This is a genomic window from Sphingomonas sp. FW306-05-A (assembly GCF_058782275.1).
The window spans coordinates 885,234-904,050 of sequence record NZ_JBYSXN010000002.1 but is presented as its reverse complement, the minus strand read 5'-3'; the positions used below and the strand labels follow the sequence as shown (position 1 = coordinate 904,050).

20 protein-coding genes are annotated in these 18,817 nt (G+C 66.7%); 5 read left to right on the top strand and 15 right to left on the bottom strand.

Annotation, left to right across the window (positions count from 1 at the left end; translation table 11 throughout):
* Window positions 1-55 precede the first annotated feature (55 nt).
* From AC3WJR_RS13015 to AC3WJR_RS12965, 11 genes are all read right to left on the bottom strand, one after another.
* Window positions 56-784 carry an N-acyl amino acid synthase FeeM domain-containing protein gene (locus AC3WJR_RS13015; RefSeq protein ID WP_354279221.1) on the bottom strand — a complete coding sequence of 243 codons (729 nt, stop codon included), beginning with the start codon at window positions 782-784 and terminating at the stop codon, window positions 56-58.
* A gap of 258 nt (window positions 785-1,042) precedes the next feature.
* Window positions 1,043-1,306 carry a hypothetical protein gene (locus AC3WJR_RS13010; RefSeq protein ID WP_354279222.1) on the bottom strand — a complete coding sequence of 88 codons (264 nt, stop codon included), beginning with the start codon at window positions 1,304-1,306 and terminating at the stop codon, window positions 1,043-1,045.
* Between the two features lie 143 nt (window positions 1,307-1,449).
* A complete protein-coding gene (locus tag AC3WJR_RS13005; RefSeq protein ID WP_492725441.1) occupies window positions 1,450-2,763 on the bottom strand; it encodes an MFS family transporter in 1,314 nt (437 codons plus the stop codon).
* A 129-nt stretch (window positions 2,764-2,892) separates the two neighbouring features.
* On the bottom strand, window positions 2,893-4,974 hold the full coding sequence (flhA, locus tag AC3WJR_RS13000; RefSeq protein ID WP_492725440.1) for a flagellar biosynthesis protein FlhA: 2,082 nt from the start codon (window positions 4,972-4,974) through the stop codon (window positions 2,893-2,895).
* Window positions 4,975-4,977: 3 nt separating this feature from the next.
* On the bottom strand, window positions 4,978-6,279 hold the full coding sequence (locus tag AC3WJR_RS12995; protein WP_492725439.1) for a sigma-54-dependent transcriptional regulator: 1,302 nt from the start codon (window positions 6,277-6,279) through the stop codon (window positions 4,978-4,980).
* A gap of 4 nt (window positions 6,280-6,283) precedes the next feature.
* Window positions 6,284-6,583, bottom strand: a complete 300-nt coding sequence (fliN, locus tag AC3WJR_RS12990; protein WP_492726138.1) for a flagellar motor switch protein FliN — start codon at window positions 6,581-6,583, stop codon at window positions 6,284-6,286.
* 106 nt (window positions 6,584-6,689) lie between these two features.
* Complete coding sequence (gene fliF / locus AC3WJR_RS12985) at window positions 6,690-8,288, bottom strand: flagellar basal-body MS-ring/collar protein FliF (RefSeq protein ID WP_492725438.1); 1,599 nt, start codon at window positions 8,286-8,288, stop codon at window positions 6,690-6,692.
* A 137-nt stretch (window positions 8,289-8,425) separates the two neighbouring features.
* On the bottom strand, window positions 8,426-10,429 hold the full coding sequence (locus AC3WJR_RS12980) for a putative bifunctional diguanylate cyclase/phosphodiesterase (protein WP_492725437.1): 2,004 nt from the start codon (window positions 10,427-10,429) through the stop codon (window positions 8,426-8,428).
* Complete coding sequence (locus AC3WJR_RS12975) at window positions 10,426-10,965, bottom strand: heme NO-binding domain-containing protein (RefSeq protein ID WP_492725436.1); 540 nt, start codon at window positions 10,963-10,965, stop codon at window positions 10,426-10,428. Before AC3WJR_RS12975 ends, AC3WJR_RS12980 begins: the two co-directional genes overlap by 4 nt.
* Window positions 10,966-10,994: 29 nt before the next feature.
* A complete protein-coding gene (locus AC3WJR_RS12970; RefSeq protein ID WP_492725435.1) occupies window positions 10,995-11,663 on the bottom strand; it encodes a FliH/SctL family protein in 669 nt (222 codons plus the stop codon).
* 16 nt (window positions 11,664-11,679) lie between these two features.
* The gene (locus AC3WJR_RS12965) at window positions 11,680-12,711 is read right to left on the bottom strand and encodes a flagellar motor switch protein FliG (RefSeq protein WP_492725434.1); all 1,032 of its coding nucleotides are present in this window, start codon (window positions 12,709-12,711) and stop codon (window positions 11,680-11,682) included.
* Window positions 12,712-12,834: 123 nt separating this feature from the next.
* On the opposite strand from AC3WJR_RS12965, the gene AC3WJR_RS12960 reads away from it, so the two are divergent.
* Complete coding sequence (locus AC3WJR_RS12960; protein ID WP_492725433.1) at window positions 12,835-13,242, top strand: flagellar basal body protein; 408 nt, start codon at window positions 12,835-12,837, stop codon at window positions 13,240-13,242.
* A gap of 90 nt (window positions 13,243-13,332) precedes the next feature.
* Here AC3WJR_RS12960 and AC3WJR_RS12955 read toward each other — a convergent pair whose 3' ends face one another.
* Genes AC3WJR_RS12955 through AC3WJR_RS12945 form a run of 3 tightly spaced genes read right to left on the bottom strand, consistent with a single transcriptional unit; the run spans window position 13,333 to window position 15,156 of the window.
* A complete protein-coding gene (locus AC3WJR_RS12955; protein WP_492725432.1) occupies window positions 13,333-13,755 on the bottom strand; it encodes a hypothetical protein in 423 nt (140 codons plus the stop codon).
* Window positions 13,745-14,035, bottom strand: a complete 291-nt coding sequence (locus tag AC3WJR_RS12950) for a rod-binding protein (protein WP_492725431.1) — start codon at window positions 14,033-14,035, stop codon at window positions 13,745-13,747. The genes AC3WJR_RS12955 and AC3WJR_RS12950 overlap by 11 nt, the downstream gene beginning before the upstream one ends.
* The gene (locus AC3WJR_RS12945; RefSeq protein ID WP_492725430.1) at window positions 14,032-15,156 is read right to left on the bottom strand and encodes a flagellar basal body P-ring protein FlgI; all 1,125 of its coding nucleotides are present in this window, start codon (window positions 15,154-15,156) and stop codon (window positions 14,032-14,034) included. Before AC3WJR_RS12945 ends, AC3WJR_RS12950 begins: the two co-directional genes overlap by 4 nt.
* An 85-nt stretch (window positions 15,157-15,241) precedes the next feature.
* On the opposite strand from AC3WJR_RS12945, the gene AC3WJR_RS12940 reads away from it, so the two are divergent.
* From AC3WJR_RS12940 to map, 3 genes are all read left to right on the top strand, one after another.
* Window positions 15,242-15,652, top strand: a complete 411-nt coding sequence (locus AC3WJR_RS12940) for a flagellar assembly protein FliX (RefSeq protein WP_131532345.1) — start codon at window positions 15,242-15,244, stop codon at window positions 15,650-15,652.
* 92 nt (window positions 15,653-15,744) lie between these two features.
* The gene (locus AC3WJR_RS12935) at window positions 15,745-15,951 is read left to right on the top strand and encodes a ParD-like family protein (protein WP_492725429.1); all 207 of its coding nucleotides are present in this window, start codon (window positions 15,745-15,747) and stop codon (window positions 15,949-15,951) included.
* Between the two features lies 1 nt (window position 15,952).
* Entirely contained in the window at window positions 15,953-16,726 is a 774-nt protein-coding gene (gene map / locus AC3WJR_RS12930) for a type I methionyl aminopeptidase (RefSeq protein WP_492725428.1), read from the top strand.
* 517 nt (window positions 16,727-17,243) lie between these two features.
* Here the strand turns inward: map and AC3WJR_RS12925 are convergent.
* Window positions 17,244-17,678 (bottom strand): glycine zipper 2TM domain-containing protein, encoded by a 435-nt coding sequence (locus tag AC3WJR_RS12925; protein ID WP_492725427.1) that lies wholly within the window; start codon window positions 17,676-17,678, stop codon window positions 17,244-17,246.
* A gap of 153 nt (window positions 17,679-17,831) precedes the next feature.
* On the opposite strand from AC3WJR_RS12925, the gene AC3WJR_RS12920 reads away from it, so the two are divergent.
* Window positions 17,832-18,815 (top strand): esterase-like activity of phytase family protein, encoded by a 984-nt coding sequence (locus AC3WJR_RS12920; protein ID WP_492726136.1) that lies wholly within the window; start codon window positions 17,832-17,834, stop codon window positions 18,813-18,815.
* Window positions 18,816-18,817 lie beyond the last annotated feature (2 nt).

Here is an 18,817-nt window from a genome sequence, read left to right as displayed (position 1 = left end):
TCGCGCTAAGCTAGGAAAGGCCGCCGGTGAAAACCGGCGGCCTTTTTTTTGTCCGTCAAAGATCGGGCAGGAAGACCTTCACCAGCGCGTTGCCGTTCCGGGCACGATGCACCGAACCTTCCGACGTCAGCTCGTCCGCCAGTTCCAGCGCATCGTCGCGCGAGAAGAACAGCGCATACAGCGATCGCGGCGTCGCATCGGACGACAGATCGCCCATCGCGGCGTCGATCCGCCGGCGAATGCTCGAGATTTCCAGCCACATCAGTTGCGACGGCGCACCGACGCTGGCGTTGGTGCGCGGCGCGCCGATCGGCTTGAACCCCAGCATTGCCTCATAGAACCGGCGATGCCGCGGATTGACCTCGATGAACAGGTCGGTGCAGCGATGGTGGTGATAGCCGTAGATGAACACGATGTGGAACAGCGCCGCCAGCAGCGGCTTGGACGGAAGACCCGTTTCGAACGCGAGGCGGCTGAGTTCGCAGATCTTGCGTCCCGGGGTTTCACGGAACGGGTTGAGTTCGTCAGCGAAGATCTTGTCCGCGGCGAGCCCGGCATCCGAATCCACCACCAGGGTCACGGTCCCCAGCACGCGCGCTGCGTCGGATGCGGTGAAGGTCGCGCTCGCGCGGTGCGCGGGGAGCGTGTGATGGCTGCCATATCCCCGCCACGCGTAGCGGCGGTTGATCAGCGAGCAGGCATCTTCCCGACGATCGGTCGTATCCGCAAGCTCGATATCGATCGCGGTGTCAAATGCGCCGGCGGCAAGTCGGGCCCGCTGCACGGTCGTGCCACGATCCGTTGATCGTGACCCTAGCGAGCCCATCGCTCTCGTCGAAAAAAACGCCTCTGGTTGCACAGACATCGCAAACCCCCAAAATTCAGCACGCATGCCGATCGATCTGGGGGCTGGGTCCATAAGATACTGTTTACGGATCGCCTATCCAGACGATCCGGAATTGCCCAACGGGGTTAACAAACGCTAGGCTTTTGAACGATGTGGTCGGTCAAACGTGCTGTTTGTAAGGTTAACGCGACGCCACTACTTGCTCGCGCTATTAAAGGAAACGGCGGTTCGTACAAAAGGATGGTCATGCCGAAAGTGCGACACCAGCGCGACATAGGGCACCGTCGGCGCGATCGATTCGCGGCAATGCAGGTGCTGCGCGAAGGTCGCGGTGCGGTACTGCGTTCCGTCGACCCAGGCAGTATGCCGGACGCCATCGGCCCGATCGAACGGGCAGGCGGCAGGTGTCGCGTTCACGGCACCAAATCCCGCCTCGAAGGCATCGATCAGTTCGTCCATATATCGGTCGCACAACATGATCGTTAAACCTCGCGTTCACCCTTGGGTTCCGACTGGGTCAGGAATTGCGATCAAACGTATCATAGTCGCCCGTTCGCGCAAAATCCGACGGGAAACCGATCGCGCCCGCGGACTTCGCCGTGTCATCGGGCATCGTCCAGCGGGTCCGTGTCGCGCGTATTGCGCATCAACAGCGCGGTCACGAATGCCACCGCGCAAATCGCCGTGACGTACCAGTAAAAGCCCGACTCGTTTCCTGCCTTCTTGAACGACAAGGCGACATATTCCGCCGAGCCCCCGAACAGCGCGTTGCCGATGCCGTACGCCAGGCTCACCCCCAGCGCGCGGACATGGACCGGGAACAGCTCGGCTTTGAACAGCCCGCTGATCGACGTGTACAGGCTGTTGATCGCCAGACCCGCCAGCACCAGCGCGAACGCAGCGCTCGCGCTTTGCACGTTGGCGAGCAGCGACAGCAGCGGGACGGTGGCCAGCGTACCCAGCGCGCCGAACAGCAGCATGTTGGTACGGCGCCCGATCTTGTCCGACAGGATGCCGAACACCGGCTGGAGCAGCGCGAACGGGATGAGCACCGCGGTCATCACCCAATTGGCGGTCTTCGCGTCCATCTGCGCCGTATTGACCAGATATTTCTGCATGTAGGTCGAGAAGACATAGAACATCAGCGATCCGCCCGCGGTCAGCCCGAGCACGGTGAGGAACGCGCGCCAGTGCGGCAGCAGCCCGCGCAGTGTCCCTGCATCGGGGTGCTTGGCGTCGGTATTGGTGGTCTCATGCAGCACGTGCCGGAAGAGGAGAATCGTCAGCGCGGCGACCGCGCCGATCGCGAAGGGGATACGCCAGCCGAACGCCTTCATCTGCTCGACGTCGAGCACTTGTTGCAGGATCAGGATCACCGCCAGCGCGAGCAGCTGTCCGCCGATCAGCGTGACATATTGGAAGGATGCGAAGAAGCCACGACGCCCGGTAAAGGCGATTTCGCTCAAATAGGTCGCCGCGGTGCCATATTGCCCGCCGGTCGAGAAGCCCTGGATCATGCGGCCGAGCAGCAGCAGAGCGGGCGCGAACGCGCCGATCGTGGCGTAGGTCGGCAGGGAGGCGATCAGTGCGGAACCGACCCCCATCAGCAGGATCGACACGACCATCGCACGACGGCGTCCATGCTGGTCGGCAAATCGCCCGAAATACCATCCGCCAAGCGGACGCAGCAGGAAGCCGACCGCGAAAATGCCGGATGTTCCAAGCAACTGCGCGGTACGATCGCCACTCGGGAAAAACTCGCTCGAGAAATACAGGGCAGTGAAGGCATAGACGTAGAAGTCATACCATTCGATCAGATTGCCCATCGATCCGGCAACGATCGCGCGCGCGCGTCCCGCCGTACTGAGGTTGGCGGTTGTTCCATCGGTCGGGATGGCTGGCTGGGGTGGTGTCATTCCCGGCTTCTGAACCTTCAACGCGCGCGCTGCAACGACATGGCAACAAGACGTTGCAATGATGGGACGATATCTTCGCGTGACCGATCTTCTCTACCGCGCAGCAGCGCCGTTTCGGGCGCGCTTTAATCAGCCGATACTCCCGAGCGCACGCACCCGCGCGCGCGCGTGGATTTCGTTCTGCGACAGGACCACGGTCGCCGGGCGGACACGTTCGATCACCGAGCGGACGAACGGGCGGATCGAAGGGTTGGTCAGCAGGCACGGGATCTCGCCTTCGCCCGCCAGCCGGTCGAACGTCTCGCGCACCGCGGCGATGAACCCCTGCAAAGCGGAGGGGGCCATCGCCAGCTGGCGCTCGTCGCCCTGGCCGATGATGCTCTCGGCGAACGCCATGTCCCAGTCGGGGGACAAAGTGACGATCGGGATCGCGCCATCCATTGCCTGTTGCGCCGATATCTGCCGCGCGAGGCGGGCACGGACATGTTCGGTCATCTGCGTCAGATTGGCGGTGATCGGCGCGGCCTCGGCGATGCCCTCGAGGATCGTCGGAATGTCGCGGATCGACACGCCTTCGGACAAGAGATTCTGCAGGATCCGCTGCACCCCCGAGACCGAAATCCGCGACGGCACGATCTCCGCGACCAGCTTGGCCGAATCCGGATGGATTTCGCCGAGCAGCTTCTGCACTTCGGTATAGCTCAGCAAATCGGCGATGCTGCCCTTCACCAGCTCGGTCAGATGCGTCGTGATGATCGTCCCCGCATCGACCACGGTCAGCCCGCGGAACCCCGCCTCCTCGCGCAGGTCGCGGTCGATCCACAAAGCGGGCAGGTTGAAGACGGGTTCGCGCGTCGCTTCGCCCGGGATGCCGACCTGGCCGCCGCCGGGGTTGATGACGAGCAGCCGGTCGAGCCGGATCTCGCCGCGCGCGGCCTCGGTTTCCTTGATCGTGACGAGATATTCGTCGGGCTTGAGCGCGAGATTGTCGATGATCCGCACCGCGGGCAGCACGAAGCCGAACTCGGTCGCCATCTGCCGTCGAAGCGCGCGGACCTGATCGTCGAGCCGCGGCTCGCGCGCGGCGTCGTTGATGATCGGGAGCAGGCCGTAGCCGATCTCGATCCGCACCGCGTCGATCGCGAGCGTGCGCGAGATCGGTTCCTCGGTGTTCGCGGACTCCGCCGCCTCGGCAGCCGCACTGGCGGCGGCGGCGCGTGCGGCATTGACGGTGGCGGCGCGCGACAGCGACCAGGCAGCATAGCCTGCCAATCCGGAGAACAGTGCGAACGGCACGAACGGCAAGCCTGGCAGCAGCGCGAGCGCGCCCATCAGCGCGGACACCATGCCGAACGCCTTGGGATAGCGCCCGAGCTGCTCGCCGAGCGCGGCACCGGTCTTGCCCGCGATCCCGCCCTTGGAGACGAGCAGCCCCGCCGCCATCGACACGATCAGCGCGGGGATCTGGCTGACCAGCCCGTCGCCGATCGTCAGCAACGTATAAGTGTGGAAGGCTTCGCCGAACGGCACGCCGTGGATCGCGACGCCGATGATCAGCCCGACGACCACGTTGATCGCAGTGATCAGCAACGCAGCGATCGCGTCGCCCTTCACGAACTTGGAGGCACCGTCCATCGCGCCGTAGAAGCCGCTTTCGGCCTCGACCTCGCTGCGGCGGTCGCGCGCCTGTTGCTCGGTGATCATGCCGGCGGACAGATCCGCGTCGATCGCCATCTGCTTGCCGGGCATCGCATCCAGGCTGAACCGCGCCGCGACTTCGGCGATGCGGCCTGCGCCCTTTGTGATGACGACGAAGTTGATGACGACGAGGATCGCGAAGATGGTGAGCCCGATCACGGTCTCCCCGCCGATCAGGAATTCGCCGAACGCGCCGATCACCCCGCCCGCCGCCTGTGCGCCTTCATGGCCATGCGCGAGGATCAACCGCGTCGAAGCGAGGTTGAGCCCCAGTCGCAGCATCGTCGCGATCAACAGGATCGTCGGGAAGGCGGACAGTTGCAGCGGCTTTTCGATGAAAAGCGCGGTCATCAGGATCATCACCGACAGCGTGATCGACAGCGCAAGCCCGAGGTCGAGCAGCCACGCGGGCATCGGCAGGATGAGCATCGCGATGATCGCGACGACGCCGATTGCGAGCGCCATGTCGCGGTTCGCGCCGATCCGCGCGAGCATCTGGTTGAGCGCGGGCATCGCTTACAGCGCCGGGGTCACGGCGATTCCCGCCTCGACGAAGGTCTTGAGCTTGTTGCGCATCGTCCGCACCGAAATGCCGAGGATCTGCGAGGCCGATGTGCGGTTGCCGCGGCAGCGTTCCAGCGTCAGCAGGATCAGGTCGCGTTCGACGTCCTCGACCGTGCGGCCGACCAGCGCGCCCATCTCGGCCGGTCCGTTCCCGCTCGCGGCGCTTGCGGCGATGCAGGAACCGTCCGCCAAGACCAAAGCGTTGGGCAGAATGTCGGGGCCGGTGCTCAGCAACACCGCGCGGTGCATGACGTCTTGCAGTTCGGCGACATTGCCCGGCCAATCATAGCCGCCGAGCAGGCGACACGTCTGGTCCGCCAGCGACGGGTCGGGATGGCCTTCCGAAGCCGCGAAGCTCGACGCGAAGCTGCGCGCGAGCAACACGATATCGCCCCCGCGCGCGCGGAGCGGCGGGAGCACGATCGTCGCCAGCGCGAAGCGCGCAAGCAGGTCCGCGCGAAACCGTCCGGCATCGACCAGCGTGTCGAGCGCGCGGCGGGCGCTTGCGATCATGCGCGGCGCGCCCGGCTCGTCGATTGCGTTCAGCAGGCGCGCCTGCAAGGCGGCGGGCAACACCTCGATATCGCGCAGGAACACCGTGCCGCCGCGCGCGGTCGTCATCGCGCCACGCCGTTGTGCGCGGGCGGTGGGGAAGGCGGTGCCGTCATGGCCGAACAGTTCGTATTCGAGAATGTCGGGGGCGACCCCGGCGCATTCGATCGTCACGAACGTCCCGCCGCCGCGCCCGGCCTGGTGAATCGCCTGTGCGACACGTTCCTTGCCAGTGCCGCGTTCGCCGGTCAGCAGGATCGGGGCGTGGCTCGCGCCCATCGCGCGGGCAAAGTCGAGCGCGCGCCGGAAGGCGGGATGCTCGCCGATCAGCGGCCCGACCGGAAGGGCGGCGATCTCGCGGATCGCCGCGGCGATCAGCTCGCGATCGGGGGGCAGGGGCACATAATCCCGCGCGCCCGCGCGGATCGCGGCGACCGCGCGCGCCGCCGAGGCATCGATCCCGCACGCGATGACGGGAACCGCGAACCGCTCGGCGGCAAGATCCGCGAGGAACCCGCAGACGTCGGCCGCGATGTCGATCATCACCAGCGCAGCACCCTGTTCGCGCAGGCACGCAAGCGCCGCCTCGACCGTGGTTGCGGTCGCGACTTCGGCGCCTGCGTCGCGCGCCATCCCGGCGGCAACGTGAAACGCGCCACCGGCAGGGCCGACGAGCAGCATCCGGACGATCGATCCCGCCACGCGCTCAGCGCCCCGCCCGGACGATTTCGGTGAGCGTCACGCCCAGCGCATGATCGACCAGCACGACTTCGCCGCGCGCGACCAGCCGGTCGTTGACGAACACGTCGACCGGTTCGCCGACGCGGCGATCGAGTTCGAACACCATGCCCGTCGACAGGCCGAGCAGATCCCCGACGGGCATCTGCGCCCGCCCGAGCACCGCTTGAACCTTGACCGGAACTTCGTGCACCGCCTCCAGCCCGGTCGGTCCGGCGTGATGCGGGCTCGCGGGGAGATCATCGAGTTCCTGGAAGACCGACGCCATCGCATCGTCCCCGCCGCCGCCCAGCATCGCAAGATCGTGCGACACCGGATCGCCTTCGGGAAAGGGCTGGTCGGACATGCTTTGCTCCATCATGCGTTCATCCCCATCATGCGTTCATCCACTGCCTGAGCACCGCCGCGGCTTCGGGCGGACTTGCCGCCACGCTGTCGCCGATCTTCTTGAGAACCGACGCCTTCACGCGGCCATCGACTTGCGCGACGGTAATTTCATGGTCGAGCAACGGCTGGTCGCTTTGCGACGCCTGCAAGGCTTCGAGCTGGCGCAGCGCCTCGGGATCGCCGCCCGCCGCCTGTTCGGCGATCGCGAGCATCTCAGCTTGCTGGTCCGCGAGCGCGGCTTGCGCGGCTTCGGGGTCTTCCGCCGGAACCGGCTCGCGTCGTGCGCGGATCATCCGCAGCGCGATCAGCCCGACCCCGGCGATGACCAGCAGCTTGATCAGCCCGATCACCTGATCCGACGTCACCACCGACCACCATGCGCTCTTGCCGTCGGCTAGCGCATCGTCCGCGGCGAACGCCATGCTTTCGATGACCACGCTGTCGCCGCGTTGCGCGTCCAGCCCGACGGTATTCTCGACCAGCCGCGTCAGCCGCTGGATCTGTGGCGCGGGCAGTCCCTTCGCCCCGCCGTCGACCATCACCGCCACCGACAGTCGGTTGACCTTGCCGGGCGCGCGGACGACCACGCTGTGGGTCGCGCTGTTCGAATAGGTCGTGTCCTCGGATGTCTCCTTGTGTGCGGTCTGGCGCGTGTCGCTGCCGCCGGTCGCCGGGGGTTGGCCCTGCGCTTCGGGCAGCTGCGTCGCGACGCTCGCCGCGCCGGTGCCCTGCAGCTCGCGATCCTGGTTGTCGCTGTCGACCGTCACCTGATGCGCGATGACTTGCTTGTCGGGATCGAACACGGTCGAATCCTCGCGCGTCTGGTCGCGCTCGATCTGCGCCGACACTTCGGCGCGGACCTTGCCCTGGCCAACGATCGGCTCGAGCAAGGCGATGATCTGGTCGCGCAGTTTCGCCTCGACCTGCGCCTGACGGGTGTCGGCATCCGCGCCGCCCCCCGCGTTCGCCTCGCCCGCCCGCGCGAGCAGCGCGCCGGTCTGATCGACGATCGACACCGCTTCGGGGGACAGTTCGGGAACCGCGGACGCGACCAGATAGCGGATTGACTGGATCGTCTCGCCGGGAAGGCGCCCGCGCGTCTTGACCGTGACCGCCGCGGACGCGCGCCGCGCCTCGGCGGCGAACATCTGGCGCTCGGGCATGACGAGATGAACACGCGCATGCGTCACTGCGTCGATGCTCTGGATCGATCGCGCGAGTTCGCCCTCGATCGCGCGGGTCTCGTCCATCTTCGCGCGCGACGCGGACACGCCGAACGGCTGTTCGGCATCCAGCACATCATAGCCGATCTTGCCGCCCAGCCGGTCCCCGGCGAGCGTCATGCGGAGTGCCGCGACCTTGTCCTGTGGTGCCATCACCGCGCTGCCGTCGGCGGACAATTGGAACGGGATGTTCTGTGCGCGCAGCTTCTCGCCGATCGCGGCGGCGGCGGAGGGGTCGAGGTCGGTGTACAGGAACGCCATCGTGCGATCCTCGCCCCGCAGGGCGACCGCGCCCAGCACCGCGAGCAGTGCCGCGGCGACCACGCCCATGATGATCAGGCGTTTGGGCCCCAATTGGGCCATCAGATTGCGGACCTGCTCCAACCCCGACCCCGTTGCTTTACGAGGCAGTGGCCCCGCTTTGGCAAATTATAGGCAGGATGCAGGGCGGCAGGTCTTGCCGGGGGGAAAAACTTGCCGGGTCGGACCCGGCTCGGCGATCAGCGTTCGAGCAGCGCCGCGGCGTGGCTCGCAAGGGCGGGGCGGCCGAAATGATAACCCTGGCCGAGTTCGCATCCCAGTTCGATCAGCAACTGCGCCTGCGCCGGGGTCTCGATCCCTTCCGCGACGATCGTCATCCCGATCGTCCGCGCCAGCGCGACGATTGCGCGGACGATCCCGTCGCCCTTGCCCTGGCCGTCCATCGCCATGACGAAGCTGCGGTCGATCTTGAGCACGTCGAACGGCAGCCGGTGCAGCGAGGACAGCGACGAGAAGCCCGTGCCGAAATCATCGAGGCTGGTTTGTACGCCCCATTTGCGGATCTCCTGGATCACCGCGCACGTATGCTCGATATCGACGATTGCGGTGCTTTCGGTCAGTTCCAGCCGGATCCGCGTCGGTTCGACCCCCGTTTCCAGGACGATCTGGCGGACTCGCGCCGCAAACCCTGGTTGCGCGAACTGGCGGGCGGCGATGTTGATGCTGATGAACGGGGCTTGCCCACCGGTCGCTGGCCAGCTGGCGGCGGTGGCGCATGCTTCGCGCAGCACCCAATCGCCAAGGAACAGGATCAGGCCGCTGCTCTCCGCAACGTCGATGAAGTCGGCTGGTAGCAGTCGACCCCGAAGCGGATGGTTCCAGCGAATCAAGGCTTCGAACCCGCGAACGGCCTCGGTTGCATCGAGCGTCACGATCGGCTGGTAATCGAGTTCGAACTCTTCGCGTTCGATCGCGTCGCGCAATTCGTTGGTCAGCCGCGCCCGGTCCCGCAGCGTTTCGCCGAGCGCGTCGGTGAATCCGACGGTCCGGCCACGCCCGCCCGCCTTCGCCTCGTACATCGCGAGATCCGCGTCCCGCAGCAACTGGTCGACGTTGACGTGTGCGGCGGAGCCGATCGCATAGCCGATCGACGCGCCGACGTGCGCGGATTCGCTGGTCGAGCCGAGGTTTTCGTCGAGCGCGCGGTGAAGCGCGGCGGCGATCATGTCGATCACGCCGCGCGTTGCGAGGTTCTCGCCGGCGAGGTCCTCGACGAGGATCGTGAATTCATCGCCCCCCATGCGCGCCGAGGAGAAGCGCACGCCACCAAGGCCACACCCCCCTGTCGTTTCCAGCCGCGCCAGCGCGTCGCGCAACGCTCGCGCGACGCGGATCAGGACGCGGTCTCCGGCATGATGACCGAGCGTATCGTTGACGAGCTTGAACCCGTCGAGATCGAGCACCAGCACCGCAAGCGCATGACGGCGCGCGGGGGCAAGGCGCTCAAAGCTTTCCTGCAACCGGTCGTTGAACAGCGCACGGTTCGGCAGGCTGGTCAGCGGATCGTGGAGCGCATCGTGGATCAGCGCGCGTTGCGCACGGTCGCGTTCGAACACACGGCCCAGTTGCACGCCCGCCTGTTCGAGGATCTCGACGATCTCGGGATCCTCGGTAACCGTTTGCCGCATGTAGAATTCGAGGATGGCGACAACCTCATCCCCCGCCAGCACGGGGAACGCACATCCTGTCCCCAGGTCGCAGTGCAGCGCTTCCGCCGCGCGGACGAACATCGATGAGTTGCCGAGATCGGCGATCCATTCCGACCGGCCTTTCGCAAGGACGCGACCCGGCAGCCCCTCGCCGGTCGTAAAGCGCGCCCGGCGCGACGCCTCGATGAAGGCCATGACGCCGCTTGCGTCGGTCGCCCGCCAGATGTCGCAGCCCTCGACGTAGCTGCGGTCTTCCGACACCATCAGGACGTTGCCGATCGTCCAGTTCATCCGCTCGCAGATCGCCTCCAGCGCCGCCGCCAACGCCTCGGGAATCGTGCGTGCACGGTTTGCGACGCCGGTGATGTGCTGGAGCAATTGCAGCCGCTGCTTGCTGTCGTACAGCGTACGCAGGCCATGCTCGGCGATCCGTTCGGCTTCGAGCCGAGCGGTGCGCTCGCGGTGTGCGGTGCGTTCGGCGCGCGCGAGGCGCGTCTCGACCGATGGTGGTTCCGCCACCAGGGCGTGTATCATTCGTCCCACCGCACCCGGATGCGGCACAGGGGGCTGTTGTCGAGCATGCAGGCAAGATGCGAGATCGTCACCCGTTCCCCATAATAGGTTGCAGCCCCCTGGATAAAGCCCTCCGCCAGCGCGCACAGCCGCCTTGGGGACTGATAGCCGATGATCAGATCACCCTCTGGCGCGGTGCTGAACTGGAAATGCGGGCAGCCCGCGCCCGAATAGAGTTTGCGGACTTCGGGATGAATGATCTCGTTGACGCTGAGGATAAAGCTGCGCGCGCCGGGATGCCCCTCAAAGAACACGCCGTAGCGCTCGGCCAGCAGCGGGATCGCGGCGGTGCCGAACCAGCGCAGCACGTCGGCGGGCGTCGCATTGGTCGCCACGGCTGCCGTGTCGACCAGCGCGAGCAGTGTCTCGTCAGGGTAGCTGCCGAGTGAAGTGAACGCGCCGTCAATTCCTGCCGCGTCGATCAGGTCGGTCCAGGTGTCCGGCCCGTGCTCGATCGCGACGGCATCCTCCAGGAGGTTGAAGATGACACCTTTCATGGACCTGCAAACCCTTATGGACGGCCTGATTAATGAGCCAATAAAGTTGCGAATTCGTTGCTGACCACGGCTTCGCGCGCTGCGTGATCGAGGCAGGATCCGCCCTCATCCCAGTCGATCCGCGCGTCACCAACCGCAAGCATCTGATCGGCTTCGACATGCAGCCGTAGCTTTCGGCGATCATGCGCCTGGCGGGTCGCGATGCGTTGCTCGATTGCGGGCACAAGGTCGGAATGCACTCGAACGACGAGTTCGGTCCCGCGTGCGACCTGCGCGAGCGCGCGCCCGATGGCGGCGTCGATCGGCGCGGCGGGATCGAGCGCGAGCGTATGTGCGGCCAGATGCGTGGCCGCGGAACGCGCAAGCGCGGCGGCGTCCTGCACCAGCTGCGCACGGGTCACATCGACCGTTTCCGTGATCGCCTCGACCCCGTCTTGGAGCGCATCGATCGCCGCGAGCAATGCCGTTTCGCGGTCCGCGCGGGCATGGACCAGCCCCGCCTCGAACCCGTCGGCGCGCGCGCGCACGAGTTCCGCCCGATGCGCCTCCGCCTGCCGCGCCAGCTCGCCTTGCAGCAGCTCGACCTCGATTGCGAGCGACGTGGCGTCGCGTTCGGGGGCGCAACCGGGGCGTGGCGCGGGGGGCGCGGTGAAAATGCGGTCGAACGCGAACGGGCGCGCCTGGAACGACAGGTCCATCGATTCTACCTCTCGCTCACAGGATCATCGTATCGTCGCTCTTGGGGTCGACCAGCACGATCTCCCCCTGTTCGGCGAGCGATTTGGCGAGCCGGACGAGCGCGTTCTGCGCTTCCTCGCAGTCGCGCGCGCGGATCGGCCCCATGCCGGCCATGTCCTCGCGCAGCAGCTTGGCCGAGCGTTCGGTCATGGTCGAGAAGAACAGCTGCTTGATCACTTCCGGCGCACCTTTCAGCGCGAGCGCCATCTGCCGCTTGTCCGCCTGGCGGACGATCACCGCGATCGCGGCGGGGAGCAGGTTGGCGAGATCCTCGAAGGTGAACATCAGCGCGCGGATTCGCTCCGCCGATTCGGGTGCCTTGGCGTCGAGCGCCTCGAGCATCGCTTCCTCGGTTGAACGGTCCATCGCGTTGAATAGCTCGGCCATCGCCTCATGCGGGTCGCGCCGTTGCGACCGCGCAAAATTGGCCATGAACTCGTTCTTGAGCGTCGCCTCGACCTGGGCGAGCACTTCCTTCTGCACCGTGTCCATCCGCAGCATCCGCTGCACCACGTCGACCGCGAGGTCGCGCGGCAGCGCGGCGAGCACGCGCGCGGCATGGTCCGACTTGAGCTTCGACAGGATCACCGCGATCGTTTGCGGATATTCGTTCTTGAGATAGCTCGCGAGCACGCCTTCGCTGACGTTCGACAATTTGTCCCACATCGTCCGGCCCGACGGCCCACGGATGTCCTCCATGATGTCGCGGACCTTTTCGGGCGGCATCATCCCCGCCAGCAGCCGCTCGGTCGACTCGAACGAGCCGTGGCACGACGCGAGGCTTGAGATTTCGGTGGTGAATTGCAGCAGCAGATGCTCGACCACCGCCGCCGGCACGCGGCCGAGCTGCGACATGGCCGCGGACAGCTCCTTCATTTCCTCGACCGACAGTTGCTCCCAGATCGGTGCGCCATAATCCTGCCCGAGCGCGAGCATCAGCGCGGCGGCGCGTTCGCGTTGCGAGAAACGCTTCAGCTCGACGGGTTCGGCGACGGGGGCCATCAGCATGGCGGTGCAGCTCCAGCGACATCGTTAACGCGGCCGGGAGGCGCGCGACCCGTCTATTATAGAGGCGCGGCACGGCCATTCGGGCACGCGACCCAGCAATCGACGGGGATGGAAACGCAGGACATGACAGACCTGATGGCGGGTGCCGCGCGGCAGATGCATTTCCTCAGCCAACGCCAGCGCGTCGTGGCGCAGAACATTGCCAACAGCGAGACGCCGGGGTTCAAGGCGCAGGACGTGACTGCGCCCGATTTCGCCGATCTGCTCGGGGCCAGCGGCACCACGCGGATCGCCGCGCCGCGCGTGGCGGCGACCACGGGGATGGTCGCTTTGGGCGCACGGACCGGGGTCAATCCCGGCATCGTCACGGACCCCGACACGTTCGAGACCAAGCCCGACGGCAACACCGTGACGCTGGAAGATCAGTTGCTCAAGATGGGCCAGATCCAGGCCGATTTCGCCGCGGTCACCACGATCTACCGCAAGCAGCAAGCGCTGCTCCAGACCGCGCTGGGCAAGCATGGCGGGTGATGTCCCCGTCCGTTCGGGCTGAGCGCAGTCGAAGCCCCCGGCACAGCGCGGGCCCATCGACTTCGCTCAGGGCGAACGGGGTGGGGCCACTTACAAACTCGCGTTGATCGCGATCGGTGCGGCTTGTTCGGTGCTCCACAATAGGCCGCCCGCGCCATAAGCGGTCGCGGTCGCGCCGGTCTTGCGTTGCGCTTCCTGCGCGATCGCCGCGAGGAGTTCGTCCGACAGCGAAATCTGCCGCGCGAGCACCGCGGCATTGGCGCGGGCCGCTTCCATCAACGCTTCGGATGCCGTCGCCAGCGCCGCGCGATCGGCGGGGTCGAGCCGATACTGCCATCCGGGCGTCTCGCGTGCATATTGCGCCAGCCGCGTCTCGAGCTGCGCCACGACGCGACCTTTGGCGGTCGCCAGCTCGCCGATCCGGCGATAGCCGCCGGGCTGGCCGAGCAAAGCGCTTTCCTCTTCGATCAGCGATAGCAGCGACTGGACGAGGTCGAGCAGGTCATTGCGCATCGGGGGTTCCTTGCTTGAGCCGGAGGATCTGGTCGAGCACCGCGGGCGCGAGGCCGAGCCCGCCGCGCGCCGCCATCGCGGTGCCGAGCTTTTCCGCGAGCACGCCGCGGAACACTTCCTCGCCGTGGCCGCCGGAGAAGGTGCCGGTGTCGACGCTTTCCATCATCAGCTGCGTCATCTGGCCGAGGAACACCGCCTCGAACGACTGCGCGGTCGCGCGGTCCTTCGGGGTGATCGTCGGCGGGGGCGTAGCGCGGGCGGGCGTGATCGGGTCCATCATTGCACCTGGATATCGGCCTGGAGCGCGCCTGCGCTCTTCACCGCCTGGAGGATCGTGATCAGGTCGCGCGGGCTGACGCCGAGCGTGTTGAGCCCGCTGACCAGCGCGGCGAGCGTCGGCTCGCCGCCGACCAGCCCGAGCGAGGCGTTGTTGCCGTCGTTGACGGTGATCGCGGTGCGCGGGACGGTCGTCGTCTGGCCGTTCGACAGCGGTGCCGGTTGCGACACGACCGGGCTTTCGGTGACGCTGATCGTCAGGCCGCCTTGCGCGATCGCGACCGGGCTGATCCGCACGTCCGCGCCCATTACGACCGTTCCCGACGCTTCGTTGATGACGACACGTGCGGGCTGATCGACCTTGATCGGCAGATTCTCGATCGCGCCTACCAGATCGACCATCGATCCGCCGAAGCCGCTGCCCGAATGGAGCTCGACCGTGGCGGGGTCGAGCACCGTCGCGGTGCCCGCGAACCGGCCGTTGACCGCCGCGGCGATCGTGTTGGCGGTCGTGAAATCAGGGTTCTTGAGGGCGAGCTTGAGCGTCGTCGCGGAGCGCAGCGCATAGGGCACTTCGCGTTCGATGATCGCGCCGTCGGCGATCCGCGCAGAGGTGGCGACGCCGCGGCTGACGCTCGCGCCGGCCCCCTGCGCCTTGAAGCCGGAGACCGCGAGCGGCCCTTGCGCGACCGCGTAGATCTCGCCGTCGAGCGCGCGCAGCGAGGAGACGATCAGCGTGCCGCCCTGCAGGCTGGTCGCATCGCCGATCGCCGACACGGTGACGTCGATCCGCGAGCCCGCGCGCGCAAACGGCGGCATCGTCGCGGTGATCGAGACCGCGGCCACGTTCTGCGTCTTGAGCGGGGAGCCGCGGACGTTGACCCCCATCCGCTCGAGCATCGCCTGGAGCGATTCCTCGGTGAAAGGCGCGTTGCGGGTACGGTCGCCGGTGCCCGCGAGCCCAACGACGATGCCGTAGCCGACCAGCTGGTTCGAGCGGACGTTCTCGACGTCGACCACGTCCTTGATCCGACCGCTGCCCCAAGCCGGGGTCGCCGCCACCAGCGCCAGCGCAGCGCACAGCGTCGGCGACAGGATATCGTGAAGCTTTGCGGCGATGCGCATATTTCCCTTCCCCCCGGCCACCAAAGGCCGTTCGCTTCTCTTATAGAAAGGGAAGGCGACGTCGGTTCGCCGCGGAGGCGAGGTTTTGCGGGTCGAAGGCGTATCCCTGCCGGTACAGGCGTTGCTCGCGGCGCTGCCGCGCGCGACCGGGGCGTTTCGTGCGAGCGACGTCGCCGCGCCCGCGACCGAGTTGCCCCCGCCGCCACGTCCGTTGCAGGCGGCGACGTCGGTCCAGATGCTCGTCGCACTCGCCGCGACCGAACCCCCGCGCGAGCGGCGGCGTCGCGTGGTGGCGGAGGTCGATCGCGGGCTGGGCCTGCTCGAGCGGCTGCACGCCGTGTCCGCGACCGGGCCGGTTACGCCCGCGGTGCTCGCCGAACTGAGCGACTGGGTGGAGCAGTTCGTGCCGCCTGATGATCCGCAAGCCGCCGAAATTGCACGTGATGTCGAACTGCGTGTCCGGGTCGAACTGGCGCGGCACGAGCGAATGGCGTGATGGTTCGCGGCGGCCCGTGGAACGGTCCGCGTTGACGCGTCGCTATACGAAACATATACGAACCATATGGTCAGGGCGGCTGGAGCGCACATATGGGTATCGTGAAGATCGACGACGTGCTCCACGAGGAGGCGCGCCGCGCGAGCACGGTGATGTGCCGCTCGATCAACGCGCAGGCCGAGTTCTGGATGAAGATCGGGATGCTGGCCGAGGCGCATCCGACGCTCTCGTTCAACGATATCGTCGCGGCGCAGCTTGCGTCCGCCAAGGTGCATCTCCCCGCCGACGCCTCCGCCTGAGATGGTCAAGACTCCGGAAGACCTCGCCCTGATGCGCCAGTCGGGCAAATTGCTCGCGGCGGTGTTCGAGATGCTCGACACGCAGGACCTTGCGGGCCGGTCGACGTTGCAAGTCAACGATCTGGTCGAGCGGTTCATCACCGAGGACCTCGCCGCCCGCCCCGCGAGCAAGGGGCAATATGGCTTCCAGTACGTGCTCAACAGTTCGATCAACCACGTCGTCTGCCACGGCGTGCCGAGCGCGGATGACATCATCGCGGACGGCGACATCATCAATCTCGACATCACGCTCGAGAAGAACGGGTTCATCGCGGATTCGAGCAAGACCTACGTCGTCGGCACTGCATCCCCCGCCGCGCGGCGGCTGGTGCGCGTGACGCAGGAGGCGATGTGGAAGGGCATCGGCGCGGTCCGCCCCGGCGCGCGGCTCGGCGACATCGGCTTTGCGATCGAGCGGCATGCCAAGAAGCACGGCTATGCGGTGGTGCGCGATTATGCGGGCCACGGGATCGGCCGCCAAATGCATGAGGAGCCGACCGTCCTCCACTTTGGGCGGGCGGGCACCGGCATGGTGTTGCGCGAGGGGATGACCTTCACGATCGAGCCGATGCTCAACCAGGGGACGCGCAAAGTCTCGACCGAGGAGGACGGGTGGACCGTCGTGACCGACGACGGCAAATTGTCCGCGCAAAGCGAACATACCGTTGCGGTGACGGCTACCGGGGTCGAGGTGCTGACGCTGCGGCGGGACGAGGTTGCGGGGGTTCGGCGCTAGCGCCTTCCCTTCTGTCTGCGCTTCCCCGGCGAAGGCCGGGGCCCAGTAGCGAAGGTCGATGGTATCGGGGCGCAACGCCCGCTTATGACCGGCCCGCTGCTGGGGCCGGGCTTTCGCCGGGGAAGCGCACGGTTGCCGCGACCGGTAACTGTCCGCGCAATGCGAACATTCCGTCGCGGTGACCGCCACCGGGGTCAAGGTGCTCACGCTCCGGCGCAACGAAGGTGCGGGGGATCGGCGATAGCGCCGCTACTCCTTTTGCACTTCCCCGGCGAAGGCCGGGGCCCAGTAGCGAAGGTCGATGGTATCGGGGCGCAACGCCTGCTGATGACCGGCCCGCTACTGGGCCCCGGCCTTCGCCGGGGAAGTGCAGGAAGTGGAGACAGCAGGCGGCCGCAGCACGAGGGGGCAGCAAGTAGGGAAATCAAAAAAGTCCGGGGCCGGCCCCTCTAGGGCAGAGCCGGCCCCGTATCCCCCGATACGCTACACGGGGGAAACTGGTGAAACCGTCAGCGGATCAGCGGCAATAGCCCGGACGCCCGTCGCGATCGATCGCGCGTCCTGCCAGTGCACCGCCGCCCGCACCGAGCACCGTGCCCAGCGTCCGGTCGCCGCGTCCGGCAACGACGTTGCCGAGCAAGCCACCCGCGATCGCGCCGATGATCGTGCCGCTGTCGCCGCTGCGGCAGCGGTTGCGCGACGTATTATAATAGCGCCGGTCATTGTAGCCATTGTCGTAATAGCCGCGCCGGTCATCGCGATAGCCGCGCCGGTCGTCGCGGTAGCCACCGCGGTAGCCATCGTCGCGATTGTACCCGTCGCTGTACGCGCGGTCATAAGCGTAGCCATCGCCACCGCGATCATGATAACGCTGCGCGCTGGCGGGGGTGGCTGCAAGGCCGGAGACGGCGATTGCGATCGTCGTCGTGGCGAGCATGAGCTTCTTGAACATCGTCGTCTCCCTTGTCGGCGTGGTGTGTTCCGATGCTGCGGTTATGACCGAGTCGCGCTGAGACGAGCCTGAATGCGGTTGTTAGCAACCGTTCATGCGCGAAAGCCGGTTGCGTCGTGCGGGACCCTCCCGCAGGGGCTATCGGTGCGATTGATGATCTGTGCCTTGCTCTTCCTGCTGTTCGTCCCCGAATGGAGCGGACCAGCGCGTATCCCGCTGCTCGGACCTGATCCGAGCTTCACGGTCGAACCCGTGGCGCTCGACCCGCGGGACCCGCAACGGCGGCGAGTCGGTGATCTCGTCTATTTGGGCGGGGTCCGGCTCAAGAGCCGCGATCCGCAATTCGGGGGATTTTCGGCGCTGACGCTGGCGGGGGATCGCTTCACGCTGCTCAGCGACAGCGGCGACATCGTCCGCTTCAGGCTCGATTCGCAGTGGCAGGTCCACGACCAGAGCTTCGCCGAACTCCCCGACGGCCCCAGTACCGGATGGGAAAAGCGCGACCGCGACAGTGAATCGATGAGCGTCGACCCCAATACCGGCGCGATCTGGGTCGGGTTCGAGAATTACAATGCGTTCTGGCGCTACGATCCGAGCTTTGCCCGTGCCGAGGCGCACGTCGCGCCGCCTGCGATGCAGGGGTGGCCCGTCAACATGGGGCCGGAAGCGATGATGCTGCTTCCCCGGGGCGGGATGGTGACGATCGGCGAGGTCAAGCCGTGGCGCGGGCACAAGGGGCGGGCAGGGATCGTCTTCGCGGGCGACCCGACGGTCGACCCGCGGCGCGGCTTCCGCTTCGACTATATCCCGCCTGTGAACAGCAGCCCGAGCGACATGACGTTGCTGCCCGACGGGCGCTGGCTGATTCTCAACCGACGCTTTGCATGGTTCCGCTTCTCGAACGTGCTGACGATCGTCGACACCGCCGAGGTCAAACCGGGCGCACAGGTCCGCGGACGCGAGATCGCGACGCTGGAGGCACCGCTGATCCACGACAATTTCGAGGGTGTGACCGCAACGCAAGAAGGCCGCGCCACCGTCATCTGGCTCGTCTCGGACGATAACCAGTTGCCGGTGCAGCGCAGCCTGCTGCTGAAGTTCAGACTGGATCCGGTCGCACAAGGCGACCGGAACTGAGG